Origin of the sequence: Caulobacter sp. SSI4214, from assembly GCF_012184455.1 — a bacterium.
Classification (GTDB): domain Bacteria; phylum Pseudomonadota; class Alphaproteobacteria; order Caulobacterales; family Caulobacteraceae; genus Caulobacter; species Caulobacter vibrioides_E.
In genome coordinates this window covers 61,745-74,900 of record NZ_SZWJ01000008.1, presented here as the reverse complement: position 1 = coordinate 74,900, position 13,156 = coordinate 61,745, and the positions used below count along the sequence as shown (strand labels likewise).

14 protein-coding genes are annotated in these 13,156 nt (G+C 67.0%); 9 read left to right on the top strand and 5 right to left on the bottom strand.

All coding sequences use genetic code 11. The features are described 5' to 3' along the window. Positions 1–45: 45 nt before the first annotated feature. A complete protein-coding gene (locus FCU40_RS04210; RefSeq protein ID WP_004623965.1) occupies positions 46–231 on the top strand; it encodes a hypothetical protein in 186 nt (61 codons plus the stop codon). Between the two features lie 31 nt (positions 232–262). Here FCU40_RS04210 and FCU40_RS04205 read toward each other — a convergent pair whose 3' ends face one another. Then, positions 263–1,015, bottom strand: a complete 753-nt coding sequence (locus tag FCU40_RS04205; protein ID WP_168073090.1) for a class I SAM-dependent methyltransferase — start codon at positions 1,013–1,015, stop codon at positions 263–265. A 162-nt stretch (positions 1,016–1,177) separates the two neighbouring features. Here FCU40_RS04205 and FCU40_RS04200 point away from each other — a divergent pair, with 162 nt between their 5' ends. The 3 genes from FCU40_RS04200 to FCU40_RS04190 all read left to right on the top strand — a co-directional run bounded on the left by FCU40_RS04200 (position 1,178) and on the right by FCU40_RS04190 (position 4,090). Next, on the top strand, positions 1,178–3,277 hold the full coding sequence (locus FCU40_RS04200; RefSeq protein ID WP_168073089.1) for an acylase: 2,100 nt from the start codon (positions 1,178–1,180) through the stop codon (positions 3,275–3,277). A 167-nt stretch (positions 3,278–3,444) separates the two neighbouring features. Next, positions 3,445–3,855 carry a beta/gamma crystallin-related protein gene (locus FCU40_RS04195; RefSeq protein WP_168073087.1) on the top strand — a complete coding sequence of 137 codons (411 nt, stop codon included), beginning with the start codon at positions 3,445–3,447 and terminating at the stop codon, positions 3,853–3,855. A gap of 97 nt (positions 3,856–3,952) precedes the next feature. Continuing rightward, positions 3,953–4,090, top strand: a complete 138-nt coding sequence (locus FCU40_RS04190) for an entericidin A/B family lipoprotein (protein ID WP_004623969.1) — start codon at positions 3,953–3,955, stop codon at positions 4,088–4,090. 5 nt (positions 4,091–4,095) lie between these two features. On the opposite strand, the gene FCU40_RS04185 is transcribed toward FCU40_RS04190, so the two are convergent. Then, positions 4,096–4,263, bottom strand: a complete 168-nt coding sequence (locus tag FCU40_RS04185; protein WP_004623970.1) for a hypothetical protein — start codon at positions 4,261–4,263, stop codon at positions 4,096–4,098. Positions 4,264–4,525: 262 nt separating this feature from the next. Here FCU40_RS04185 and FCU40_RS04180 point away from each other — a divergent pair, with 262 nt between their 5' ends. From FCU40_RS04180 to FCU40_RS04160, 5 genes are all read left to right on the top strand, one after another. Next, positions 4,526–4,918 (top strand): DUF983 domain-containing protein, encoded by a 393-nt coding sequence (locus tag FCU40_RS04180; RefSeq protein WP_168073085.1) that lies wholly within the window; start codon positions 4,526–4,528, stop codon positions 4,916–4,918. 105 nt (positions 4,919–5,023) lie between these two features. Continuing rightward, positions 5,024–5,179, top strand: coding sequence for a DUF3309 family protein (locus FCU40_RS04175; RefSeq protein ID WP_004623972.1), 156 nt, complete (start codon positions 5,024–5,026; stop codon positions 5,177–5,179). A 102-nt stretch (positions 5,180–5,281) separates the two neighbouring features. Further along, positions 5,282–6,721 carry an MFS transporter gene (locus tag FCU40_RS04170; RefSeq protein ID WP_168073083.1) on the top strand — a complete coding sequence of 480 codons (1,440 nt, stop codon included), beginning with the start codon at positions 5,282–5,284 and terminating at the stop codon, positions 6,719–6,721. A gap of 56 nt (positions 6,722–6,777) precedes the next feature. Further along, the gene (locus FCU40_RS04165) at positions 6,778–7,527 is read left to right on the top strand and encodes a DUF599 family protein (RefSeq protein ID WP_168073082.1); all 750 of its coding nucleotides are present in this window, start codon (positions 6,778–6,780) and stop codon (positions 7,525–7,527) included. A gap of 636 nt (positions 7,528–8,163) precedes the next feature. Next, the gene (locus FCU40_RS04160; protein ID WP_168073081.1) at positions 8,164–9,420 is read left to right on the top strand and encodes a glycosyltransferase family 4 protein; all 1,257 of its coding nucleotides are present in this window, start codon (positions 8,164–8,166) and stop codon (positions 9,418–9,420) included. A gap of 3 nt (positions 9,421–9,423) precedes the next feature. Here the strand turns inward: FCU40_RS04160 and FCU40_RS04155 are convergent, their stop codons facing one another. Genes FCU40_RS04155 through FCU40_RS04145 form a run of 3 tightly spaced genes read right to left on the bottom strand, consistent with a single transcriptional unit; the run spans position 9,424 to position 13,155 of the window. Further along, positions 9,424–11,028, bottom strand: coding sequence for a TolC family outer membrane protein (locus FCU40_RS04155; RefSeq protein ID WP_168073080.1), 1,605 nt, complete (start codon positions 11,026–11,028; stop codon positions 9,424–9,426). 55 nt (positions 11,029–11,083) lie between these two features. Further along, positions 11,084–12,121, bottom strand: a complete 1,038-nt coding sequence (locus FCU40_RS04150; protein ID WP_004623977.1) for a glycosyltransferase family 4 protein — start codon at positions 12,119–12,121, stop codon at positions 11,084–11,086. Beyond that, positions 12,118–13,155: a glycosyltransferase family 4 protein gene (locus FCU40_RS04145; protein ID WP_168073079.1), complete on the bottom strand. Its 1,038-nt coding sequence runs from the start codon at positions 13,153–13,155 to the stop codon at positions 12,118–12,120. The genes FCU40_RS04150 and FCU40_RS04145 overlap by 4 nt, the downstream gene beginning before the upstream one ends. Position 13,156: the final 1 nt, after the last annotated feature.

Genomic DNA, 13,156 nt, shown 5'->3' with positions numbered 1-13,156 from the left:
GAGCGCGGCCTTCTCAAGGCGCCGTGGGAGGCCTACATCGCCTTCATGACCGACAAGACCGACGCCCCCGCTCACGAACCCACCGGCGAGACCCCGATGCAGCGCGCCCTGCGCCTGAAGAAGGCCGCCCAGGGCAAGCACGGCCACGGGGCCAAGGCCTCGACCGGCAAGGTCGAGCGGGCCAGCGCCGCCGCGCCGACCGGCAAGTCGAAGCCCTGGATGACGCGGTGACGATTGATCCGCCCCGCCCGCCGGGAACGCCTTAGCTGGGCTTGCGGAATTTCAGGATGAACTGATCGGTCTTTCCGCGAATGGCCGGGTCGAAGACACTGGCCGTATGTGGATCGGTCGCGTTGGCCAGCAGCGGGCTCTGGGCCTCGAGCTTGAAGCCGGCGGCCTCCACTTCCTTTTTCACGGCCTCGACGTCGATGCGATGCAGCGTGTCCGGCGCGGCCAGGCCCGAGCCGGCCGCGGCGGCGTGGTCGACGACCAGGAAGACGCCGCCGGGCTTCAGCGACTTGAAGATCTCGGCGTCGACCTTGGCGGCCGTGTCCGCCGGGAAGGGCTTCAGGTGCATGTCGTGATAGTTCTGCACGGTGATCACGACATCGAGGTTGTCCGGCAGATCGAGACCGACCATCGGGCCGTTCAGCGCCTTGGCGTTGGGCAGGGCCGCGACCGTGCTGGCCTGATCCTCGCCGTACTTGGCCTTGAACTTGATAAACTCGGCCGGCTGATAGGCGTAGACCGTCCCCTTGGGCCCGACCGCGCCGGACAGGATGCGGGTGAAATAGCCGCCGCCCATGATGAAGTCGACGACGGTGTCGCCGGTCTTCACCCCGGCCAGGGCCAGGACCTCGCCCGGGTGACGGGCCGCGTCGCGCGCCGACTGCTCGGCCGGACGCGACGGATCGGCCACGGCCTTGGCGATGTTGGCGGGAACCTGAGCGAACGCCGCGCCGCTGGCGCCGAGCGCCAGAACCGCGAGAACGGAAACGACATATTTGCGAGCCATGGCGCGCCTCCCTTTTTGTCGCGCCTGTCGTAGCAGGCCCTTGGCGACGGTCGAACGACGTTCTCGTGAGTTTCGGCGAGCATTCGTCGAAACCGACCCTTTCCTCGCGCCCAGCCGCCCCGCATGATCGCCGGCAACGAAAGAACGGTCGGGAGGCTTGGGATGAAGTGGGTCCTGCGAGGGATCGGCGCGCTGGTCGCGCTCGTCGTCTTGGCGGCGGTGTCGCTGATCGTCATCGATCGCCTGAGCCTGCCCAAGGCCCCCGACCGCCAGACGCTTCTCGACCGGGCCAAGGCCTATGACGTCCATGTCCGCCGCGACGACTGGGGCGTGCCGCACGTACTGGGCAAGACCGACGCCGACGCGGCCTTCGGCCTCGGCTACGCCCAGAGCGAGGACGACTTCGGCACCCTGCAGGACGTCGTGCTGGCCACGCGCGGCGTGCTGGCGCGCGACAAGGGCAAGGACGCCGCGCCGACCGACTACGTCACCGCCCTGCTGGACGTCTGGCCGACGACCAACGCCCATTACGGCGACCTGCCAGCCCCGCTGCGCAAGGTGATGGAGGCCTATGCCGACGGCGTGAACGTCTATGCCGCCCAGCACCCGGACAAGGTCAAGGCGGGCCTGCTGCCGCTGACCGGCCGAGACATCGAGGCCGGCTTCGTCTTCAAGCAACCGTTCTTCTACGGCCTGGACGGCGAGCTGAAGCGCCTGACGACGCCCGGGGCTCCGCCGCCGCCGGCCAAGGGCTCCAACGGCCTGGCGACCGCGCCCTCGCGCAGCGCCGACGGCGCCACGCGGCTGCTGGTCAATTCGCACCAGCCCTATACCGGCCCCGTGGCCTGGTACGAGGCGGTGGTCGAGAGCGGCGAAGGCTGGCACGTGGCCGGCGGCTTCTTCCCCGGCTCGCCGTTCATGCTGCACGGCCACAACGCCGACCTGGGCTGGGCCAACACGGTGTCCAAGCCCGATCTGGTCGACATCTATCGCCTGACCATCAACCCGGCGAACAAGAACCAGTACCGCCTCGACGGCCAGTGGAAGGACTTCGACAGGCGCTATGTGACCCTGCGCGTGAAGCTGTTCGGCCCGATCGTCCTGCCCGTCAGGAAGGCGGTGTTGCGCTCGGTCCACGGGCCGGTTCTGGAGACCGATCACGGCGTCTTCGCCATCCGCTACGCCGGCATGGGCGAGTGGCGCCAGCCGGTGCAGTACTGGCGGCTGAACCATGCCCGCGACCTGGCCGAGTGGCGCGCCGCCATCGCCACCCACGCCATTCCCAGCCTCAACTACGTCTATGCCGACAAGGCCGGAAACATCGGCTTCGTGCATAACGGCCAGTACCCGAACCGCGCGGTCCAGGCCGACTGGTCGGGGATCCTGCCGGGCGACCGCTCGGACCTGATCTGGCAAGGCTATCTGCCGGTCGAGAAGACGCCGCAACTGTGGAATCCGAAGTCGGGCCTGGTCTTCAACTCCAACAACACCCCATTCCGCGCCAGCGAGGACGCCGACAACCTCAAGCCCGAAGATTTTCCCGCCACGATGGGCCTGCAGACCAACATGACCAACCGGGCCTGGCGGGCGCTGGAGACCTTCGGGACCGACCACGCGATCACCGACGCCAGTTTCCGGGCGCATAAGTTCGACATCGCGTTCAGCGACCGCTCCAGCGTCATGGACATGGTCCGCGAGGTCACGGCGATCGATCCGAAGGGCGACGCCGATCTCGCCCAGGCCCAGAAGATCCTGCGGGCCTGGGACAAGAAGGCCGACGTCCACGACCGCGGCGCGGCGCTGGCGGCGCTGATGAGCCAGCCGGTGCTCTTCGCCCGCTCCAACGGCGACCAGGGCCCCGCCCCGATCGACAGCCTGCGCGCGGCGATCAAGCAGTTGAAGACGCACTTCGGCCGCCTCGATCCCGAATGGGGCGAGGTCAACCGCATCCGGCGCGGGGACGTGAACCTGCCGATCGACGGCGCCGCCGACACCTATCGCTCGGTCTGGGGGCGCCCCGAAAAGGACGGCACGACCACGGCCGAGGGCGGCGACACCTTCATCATGTTCGTAACCTGGGACAAGGCCGGCCTGCTCCACTCCGAAAGCATCCACCAGTTCGGCTCGGCCACCCTGGACGCCAAGTCGCCCCACTACGCCGACCAGACGCCGCTGTTCGTCGCGATGAAGACCAAGCCGGTCTGGTTCACCGAGGACCAGTTGAAGGGGCACGTGAAGGCCGACTACCGACCGGGGCGCTAAGGCCGTCTCATTCAGGTGGCGTTCAGGCCAGGGGCGTTTAGCTTGGCTTCGACGCCATTCTGGTGGGGAACGCGACGACGCGGAAGATCCTGGCTTCGGCCGCGCCGGGGCTCGGGATCGAACCGCTCTTTCGAGCGCTTCGTCGCGCGAAGTAGGAGAGCAAGACCATGCGCAAGACCCTTGCCCTGATCGCCTGCGCGGCGCTGACCGCCCTGGGCGCGGCCACCGCCGTTTCGGCGCAGGATCGCTATGAGTACCGGGATGATCGCCGCTGGGAGCGCCGGGACGACCGACGCGACGACCGCTGGGGTGGAGACCGCTGGGGCGGCGGGCCCGATCTCGTGCTGTTCGAGCACCGCGATTTCGGCGGCGAGGCCCGTCCGATCCGCGGCGACATTCCCGACCTCGTCCGTCTGGGCTTCAACGACCGCGTCTCGTCGTTCAAGATCTTCCGAGGCGAGTGGGAAATGTGCGAGCACGCCTACTTCCAGGGCCGCTGCTGGCGCTACAGCTACGACATGCCCGTGCTGCCCAACAAGCAGAACGATCGCTATAGCTCGGTTCGCCGGATCCGATAGCGCCAAGGGTTTTCAGGTCACGAAAACGCGCCGGCGTTCTTGAAGCTCGGCGCGGCCCATGGCTAAGGTCCGGCCATTGAGTTGGAGCTATATCACCATGCGCAAGATCGTCGTCCTGGCCGCCGCCGCGGCCGCCCTGCTGGTTTCGGCCTGCAACACCGTTGAAGGCATGGGTCGCGACGTGTCGTCCGCCGGCAAGGCCGTCAGCGGCGCCGCCCGCGACGCCAAGCACTAAAGGCGTTAGGCGTCTTCCTCGCGTGAGGTTTCCGCGCCGATCGCCCGCTTTTCGTGCGGCGCGACGGCGGCGTCGGTCGCATGACGCACCTCATGCTCGGCCTTCGAAGCGCCCCTCCGTTCCGGAGCGGGCGCTTTCGAGGGGCCTCCCGGGGTCGATCGCGTCTCGGCCATGGCCAACCTCCTGCTTCTTTCCGATCAACGTCGCCGTTTTCACGGGGTTCCTTGACGGAAGACGGCTTGGCCAGAAGTTCTCAAGCTCATGTGTCAGTATTACAATTGACCAAAGCTTGTATCAGCGGCCATCGAACAAGGGTCTTCCTGTATTGCCCGAGATCATTCGTTCGAAATTCGCTCGGGACACTTTGGCGCGTCAGGACAAATCGTCGCCGTGCGACGGCGCGTCGCCCTTTTCTCGCCGCGCCCTAAGGCGCATATGAGCCCCATGTCCGAGCCCGCCCCCGCGTCCCCCATGCTCACCGGCCTCAAACGGGGCCTGCTGCACCGTTGCCCTAACTGCGGCCAGGGGCGGCTGTACATGCGCTATCTGAAGGTCGATCCGGAGTGCGAGGCCTGCGGCCACCACTTGGGCGAATATCCGGCCGATGACGGCCCGGCCTATTTCACCATCCTGCTGGTCGGCCACCTGTTCGTGGCCCCGCTGCTGTTCCTGCCTTGGATCTGGCAGGCCTCGCCGTTCATCGTCGCGCCGGTGACCTTGATCCCCTTGGCCGCCCTGACCCTGCTGCTGCTGCCCCGGGTCAAGGGCGGCGTGATCGGCGCTTTGTGGGCCATCCGCATGAAAAAGGCCGAGGACGCCCCTAGCTGACGGGAACCAAACGGCGCGGAACCGACGCGTCCGTCCACGTATTCCGAAGGCCAGACCCCAGCGTCGCCGTGGTGGCGGACGCGGGCTCGAGGGACCTTTCGGACCATGCTCGGCACGATCCTCATCATCATCCTGATCCTGGCTCTGGTCGGCGCTCTGCCCACGTGGGGCCACAGCCGTTCGTGGGGCTATTACCCCAGCGGCGGCTTGGGCCTGATCCTGGTGATCATCATCGTTCTGGTACTGCTGGGACGGATCTAAGATCCGAAACGGGGCGGGTGTCGCGGCCGCTTTCCACGCCCGCGCTTGCTCCATGACGGCGTTCGCCTAAAGTCCCCTCCTGGGAGTGGGAGGGGACTATACATGACGGCGAACGCCGACATCGCGCCTGGACGGCTTTCGCCGTGGGCGCGGGCCAAGGCGATCCTGGGCGGGTCGGCCGGTAATCTGGTCGAGTGGTACGACTGGTTCGCCTACGCGGCCTTCACCCTCTATTTCGCCCCCGCCTTCTTCCCCAAGGGCGACCAGACCGTGCAGCTGCTGCAGGCGGCGGCGGTGTTCTTTCTGGGCTTCGTGGCGCGGCCGATCGGGGCCTGGCTGATGGGCCTCTATGCCGACCGCGCCGGCCGTCGCGCGGCCTTGTCCGCCTCGGTGGCTCTGATGTGCGGCGGCGCGCTGATCATCGCGGTCACGCCGGACTACAAGACCATCGGCCTTTGGGCGCCGGCCATTCTGCTGGTGGCGCGCGTGCTGCAAGGCCTCTCGGTCGGCGGCGAATACGGCGCCAGCGCCACCTATATGAGCGAGATGGCCGGCAAGGCCCGTCGCGGCTTCTGGTCCAGCTTCCAATACGTGACCCTAATCGCCGGGCAGCTGATCGCCCTGGGCGTGCTCATCACGCTTCAGCGCACCGTCGGCGAGGCCGAGCTGAAGGCCTGGGCCTGGCGCATCCCATTCCTGATCGGGGCGTTGCTGGCGGTCATCGTCTTCTGGATCCGCCGGGGCCTGGACGAGAGCATCGCCTTCAAGCCGTCGTCCAGCCAGGAGAGCCTGTCGAAGACGCAGGTGACCGCGGCGGGCGTCCTGCTGCTGCTGACAGTGATCGCCGGCGTGCTGGGCGTCACCAATGGCCCCCTGGCCAAGCCGGGCCAGTATCTGGGCGCGTTGTTCCTGGTGCTGTTCTTCGCGACGCTGATCGCGCCGTTGATCCGCCGCCATCCCCGCGAGAGCCTGCTGATCATGGGCCTGACGGCCGGCGGATCGCTGACCTTCTATGTCTACACCACCTACATGCAGAAGTTCCTGGTCAACACGGCCGGTTTCCACAAGGGCCAGGCCTCGGAGATCAGCGCGCTTAGCCTAGTGGGCTTCATGCTGTTCCAGCCCCTGGCCGGCTGGCTGTCGGACGTGGTCGGCCGCAAGCCGATGCTGATCCTGGCCTTCGCGGGCGGCGCCTTGAGCATCTGGCCGATCATGACCGGCATCAGCCAGGCCGGCTCGGTGACCACGGCCCTGGCGCTGATCCTGGCCGGGGTGGCGATCCAATCCTGCTACACCGCGATCAGCGCGGTGGTGAAGGCCGAACTGTTTCCCGCCGAGGTTCGGGCCTTGGGCGTGGCCCTGCCCTACGCCCTGGCCAATGTCCTGTTCGGCGGCACCGCCGAAATGGTCGCCCTGGCCTTCAAGCACGAAAAGATGGAGAGCGCCTTCTATCTCTATGTCGCCGGCGTCATGGCCGTGGGCCTCGTCTGCGCGATCCTGCTGAAGGACACGGCGCGCCATAGCCTGATCGCCGAAGACTGACGGCGACGCCCGCCGCACCCGTTTTCCGACTCTTGGTATCCGTCTAGATGTCACCCATGCCGTTGCTCGATATCTTCGCCGTCCTGGTCTTCGCGCTCTGCTCGGTCCTGTACGAGCCGGCCCTGCGCCGTCTGGGCGAGGGGCGCGGCGCGCTGAATACGGACATGACGGTGATCCGCCGCCGGTGGATGCAGGAGATGTCGGTGCGCGAAGTCGCGCTGCTGGACGGCCAGTTGCTGGGCCATGCGATCAATTCCGCCAGCTTCTTCGCCTCGTCCAACCTGATCCTGATCGCGGCCACGGCCGGCGCCCTGTTCGGCGGCGACAAGTCGCTGCACAGCATCGAGGGCCTGCGGGTCCTGGCCAAGACCACGCCCGTGATGTTCCAGATCAAGCTGGGTCTGGTCCTCGTGGCCCTGGCGCGGGGGCTGCTCGACTTCATCTGGGCCATCCGGCAGATGAACTACTGCCTGGCGGCGATCGGCGCGGCGCCGTCCTGGGCGCCCAAGACGGTGCTGGCCGAATACGCCGAGGCCGCCGGCGGCATCCTCAACCCGGCGCTGTCGGCCTTCAACGCCGGCGTCCGCGCCTATTATTTCGCCCTGGCGGCGGCGGTCTGGCTGCTGGGCCCGCTGCCGTTCCTAGCCGCCACATTGGGCGCGATGAGCCTGCTGCTCTGGCGCCAGCGCCGCAGCCGCGCCTCCGACGCGGTGCGCAAGGTCCGTGAAATCCTGGAGCGTCAGCCGGTGACGCACGGCCCGCACTTCGCGCGCTCGCCCAACGCACCGCCCGAAGAGCAGATTTAACCGGTCTTGGAAGCTTGGCCTGGGGAACACCGGGGCCGCCGCGACGTTATCCTCGGCGCGAAAGCGATCCCCAGATGCAATAAGCCCCGCCGGTGACTCGGTCTCCGGCGGGGCTAATGGGAAGTCTTGTGGGTAGACAAGAACGTCATACCTTAACTGGTGGACTGACGCAACGGGGTCACACTCAGATTCCCATATTAGATCTTGAATTTGGGTTGCAACTTCCGCTACCCCACGCCCCAGCTCCACAATCCGGGCCCGAAGCCGAAATATCAGGCGCGCGCTCCCTCCGAAATGGCGAAAATTTCGGATATTTTTTAGTCTCCAAAGTTTTGTATGGATAAAATTTTCCCAATTTTAGTTTTCATTTTTCGAATGAACACCTTCTAAGACCGCGCCTTTACAACAATTTCCAACACAAACACCCTCCATTACGCACTATCCCTTATTGTGCTCGACAGCACTTGGCGAAGAGTCTCCGAAGAAGCGAACGCGGCCGCGAGCCCCGCGCTCCGCGCGGCGCATCTCGATGGTCGCGCTCCCGTCATGCGCGAACAGTCGAGAGCGGTTTTTCGGCGCGACAACTCGTTATAGGTTCGCGCGACCTCGCAAGGCCGATCCGAGACCGTAGTTCGAATGAAATCCCAACTCCTGGCGCTATGGCGACGGCTGCCGGCGCCGGCGCGTCGAGCGGCCCACCTGACCGCGGCCGCGCCCGGCCTCGCGGCCAGAACCTGCGCCGAGGCCCTGAGCGAGGCCCGCATCCATTGGCGCGTCCGACGGCGCGACTTGGCGCCGGCCCCGCCCGTCACCGTGGTCGGGTTCCATGGCGCCGTGCACGGCCTGGGCGAGGGCGCGCGGATGCTGGCGCGGGGCTTCGCCGACGCCGGCCTGGCGACGCGCGCGATGGACCTGTCGGCCGACGTCGGTTTTCCCGTGACCCTGGAGGCCCGCTTTCCGCCCCCTTCGGCCGACGAGAAGGGCGTGCTCATCTCGCACATCAATCCGCCGGAACTGATGCGCTGGGTGCGCGCGACCCAAGGCCGACCGCTGCGAGGGCGACGCCACATCGGCTACTGGGCCTGGGAGCTGGAGGACGCGCCGGCCGACTGGATCCCGGCTTTCGACCTGGTCGACGAGGTCTGGGCGCCCTCGGCCTTCGCCGCCGACGCCCTTCGCAAGATCGCCCCGCCTCGGGTGAAGGTCTCGCCGGCGCCCTACCCTCTTTATCTGAATCCCCGGCCCGCCGCCGACCGGGCGCGTTTTGACCTGCCCGAGGATCGCGTCGTGGCGCTGATGGCCTTCGACCTGCGCTCGACCGACCAGCGCAAGAATCCCTACGCCGGCCTACGCGCCTTCCGGGCCGCCCAGGCCGCCTCTGGCGCGCCCGCCCTGCTGGTCTGCAAGGTGGTCGGCGCGGATCTCCACCCCCAGACCATGGCGGCCCTGGAAGCGCTGGTCGCGGGCGATCCGACGATCCGGCTGATGACCGACAGCCTGTCGGCCGAGGACATGGCGCGCCTGACCGCGAGCGCCGACATAGTGCTGTCCCTGCACCGCTCCGAAGGCTATGGCTTGCTGCTGGCCGAGGCGATCTGGCTGGGCAAGCCGACCCTGGCCACCGGCTGGTCGTCGAACGTCGAGTTCATGGACCCCGCGTCCAGCCAGTTGGTCGACTACGCCCTGATCCCGGTCGATGGCGACGGCGCCATCTACCGCGCGGGACGCTGGGCCGCCGCCGACGAAGACGACGCGGCGAAGAAGCTGACGCGGATGCTCTCGGACGACGCCTGGCGCGCCGAGCTGGCCGCCGCGACCACGCGCAACGGCCACGTCTCGTTCAACCGACAGGCATGGCTGTCGATGACCCGCGCCCTCCTGCCGATCAGCTAAGGCTCAGCCTTTCGGCGAGGTGCGAACCGGCGCGTCGTCGCTCAGGGCCGGCAGGTCGTTGATCGACGGCGGCGGCGTGACCTTGTCGGCGGCGATCGGCTTGCTCGGCAACTCGCTGGACGGCGGACGGATCGGGGTGGTGTCGCCGGCCTTCGGCTTCTTGGGCTCCATCGGCAAGGACACATGGTCCAGCGTCTGGACGATCAGATCCGTGGGCAGCACGCCCTTGTAGCGAACCTTCTTGAAGTTACGGGTGGGATCGTAAGGCTGGACGCCCGGCGCCAGGTTGCCGACTTCCAGCGTGCCCACCTGCGACAGCAGCTGGACCCGGCCGACATATTCGTTGGCGCGCCCCCGGACGAAGTTCAGCTGGGCGTTCTGCAGTTCGGCCTGGGCGTTCAGCACCTCGATCGTGCTGCGCAGGGCGAAGCGCTCTTCCTCGCGGACGCCGTAGAAGGCGACCGTGTCGGCCTTCATCTCGTCCTCGATCGTGCTCAGCGTGCGGCGCGCCGCGACCAGCTGGTCCCAGTACTGTGAGATGCCGAGAACCATGTTGCGGCGCGCGTCGTCGATCAGCAGCTTGTCGCGATTGTTTTCCTCGATCGACTGGCGGATCGCGGAGTTGATCTGCCCGCCGGTGAACAGCGGCTGGCTGAGCGTTATGCTGGCCGTGAAGGTGTCGGTGCGGTTGAACTGCTTGGCGCTGTAGCCGAGGTAGGGCGCGTTGCGATAGTCGGCGCGCGCCGAGACCGAGAACAGGCGCTGGGCCCGCGCCTCGGCGACCCCCAGACGCGACGACTGCTCGGTGAACAGCGCCGCCAGCAGCGTCGGGTTGTATTTCTCGCCCTCGTTGAACGCCTCGTCCAGGGTCGTCGGCAGGCCGTCGATATCGGGCTCGGGCTCGAGGTTGTCGGGCATATGCCCCACCAGCGAGGCATAGTTGGCCAGGGTGACGTTCAGCTGGGCCCGGGCGTTGGCGACCTGAGTACTGGCGGCCGCCAGACGCGCCTTGGCCTGCTGCACGTCGGTCAGGGTGACCTGACGCACGCTATAGCGGTCCTCGGTGTCCTGCAGTTGCTTGCGCAGGAAAGCCTCGCCCCCTTCGCTGATGCGCAGCACCTCACGGTCGCGGCGCACGGAAACATAGGCGTTCGTGACGCGAACCAGCAGGTCCATCTCGATCCGGCGCAGATTCTCGCGCGAGGCCTTGATCTGAGCCTCGATGCCGGCCAGCCGCGCGGCGTAGCGACCGTTCGTGTAGAGGGCCTGGCTCAGCGAAAGCTGGTTCGACTGGCTGGTCGCGTGCTCGCCCCGGACGACGCCCGTGAACTGGTTCGTGGTCGGATAGCCCTTGGTGTTGTTGTAGTCCTCCGACACCGTGGCGCTGGCCTGGGGCCCATAGGCCGCACGAGCCTGGGTGTAGTTCTCGTCCAGGGCCCGCATCGCGGCGCGCTGCGCCTGGATGTTGGGGTTGCTCTGATAGGCGATGGTGATCGCGTCGGCGAGGGTCTCCGCGCGCGCGTGTCCGGCATGGCCGCACGCCGCCATGGCTGCCGCCACGGCGATCACGGACGTCCGGATGGACAAGTTTTTCAACGGCACTCGCATATCCCAGACTTGAACGGCCCCCGCCGTCAGGCGGCTTCAACCGAACTTTTGTGGCTTAATCAAGAAGACGGCGCACCGTCTCCTCCCATGTGACATTCTTGTCGCGCCAGAGCTTACGCGCCGCGCCGCCCAGCGCGGTCGCGCGCGCCCTGTCGGCGGTCAAACGATCCAGCGCGTCCGCCAGGGCGCGTGGCGTCGGTTCGGCGACCGCGCCGGTGTCCTCGCTGACGATCTCCAGCAGCCCGCCGCTGTCGGTGACCGTCAGCATCGGCTTGGCCGCGGCGAAGGCTTCCATGGTCACATAACCCACGCTGTCCTCGTCGAACGGCAGGTAGGCGCAGGCCAGGGCGCCATTGACCCAGCGGGCTATGTCGGCGCGCGGATGGAAGCCGAACCGAAGCTCGACCCGGTCCTTCAGGTCCAGATCCTCGACCAGCTTGCGCAGGCGGTCGGCATAGGCCTCGTTCTCCGGCGGGCCGGCGATGAGCAGACGCGGTCCCTTGGGCAGCAGCGCCAGGGCCTCGATCAGCAGATGCTGGCGTTTGCCCGCCGCCACACGGCCGCCCGCGAAGACATAGTCGCCATAGTCGCCGCCGGTGAACAGCTCGCCATCGTTCAGCGGCGGATACAGCACCTCGCCCGAGACGCCGTTGAACCTCATCAGACGGTTCTGGGTGACCGGCGAGTTGCAGAAGATCCTGCGGCACTCCGCGAAGCACGCATTGTCGGCCGCCCGGATGGCCGCCTTCACCGCGCGCCCGGTCTCGTCGAAATCTAGGTGGCTCTGGCCCGCTTCGGAAAGATCGTAGGCCTGGCGGAACTGGTGCAGCAGCCACAGAACCTTCTGGGGGTGCGGGATCAGATAGGCGGGGAACTTCAGGCCGATCACGCGATCGACATTGTAAAGTCTCATGCCCTTGGAGATTAGCATCTCCTCGATCAGGCGCTCGGCCGGCTCCCAGGTGAAGGGAACGCGCACCAACTCGGACTGCACGCCGGGCGTGGCGTTCAGGCGGCGGACCAGATGGTCGGCCAGTTCCTCGGCCCCGCCCCGCTGGAACGGCGCGGCGTTGTTGACGACCAACACCTTCATGAGGTCAGGCGCTCCACGACGGTGCTCCAGTCGATCTTCAGTTCGGCCAGGCGATTCAGCGACGCGGTCCCCATCTTGGCCACGCCCTGCTTGTCGGCGTGGAGGCGGTCGAACTGCTCGGCCAGGGCGCGCGGATCGGGTTCGCTGATCAGGCCGTTGCGGCCATGCTCGACCAGTTCCAGCACCCCGCCGCTGTCGGTGGTGGTGATGATCGGCTTGCGGGCGTGAGCCCCCTCCAGCGAGGGATAGCCGTAGCTGTCCTCGTCCTTGGGCAGGTAGGCGACGGCTAGCGCCTCCTTCAGCATCTCGGCCTTCTCGTCCTCGGTGATCCAGCGATCCTCGAAGATCACGCGGTCGCGCAGGCCCAGGTCCTGGACCCGCTGGATCAATTGACGACCATACTCGGCGCTGGAGGCCGTGCCGGCCAGGCGCAGCTTCACGCCGGTCTTCACGTACTGCATCGCCTCGATCATCAGGGCCTGACGCTTGTGCGGCTCCAGGCGCGAGATCGCGACGATCTCATCGCCATAGCCTGTGTGGCTGAAGCGCTCGGGCTGGTAGATCGGCGGGTACAGCGGCGTGGCGTCGATGTTGTTGTAGGTCTTCAGGCGGTCGGCCACCACGCGCGAGTTGGTGAACACCGCCTTGGCCTCGTTGATCGCCTGGGTGTCCAGGGCTCGCAGATTGTCTCGGATGGCGCGGGTCTCGGGCGTGTCCGGCATCCCGCGATAGGGCGTGTCCCAGAGGTCATAGAAGATCCGGATGTGGTGGATGAACCACAACACCTTGTGCGGATGGTCCACGACATAGGCCGGCGGGCGGAAGCAGATGACCCGATCGCACCACTGAGTCAGGTCCATCATCCGCCAGGCGGCGATCTGATGCAGGATCTCGTTCGGATCGTCGACGAACGGCAGATAGAAGCGTTCGACCTCATGGCCCGCCTCGACGAGCTTCTCCTCGAGCCACTCGACGATGAAGCGCGCCCCGCCGTTGATGAACGGCACGATCGAGGACAGGAGGACGATACGCATC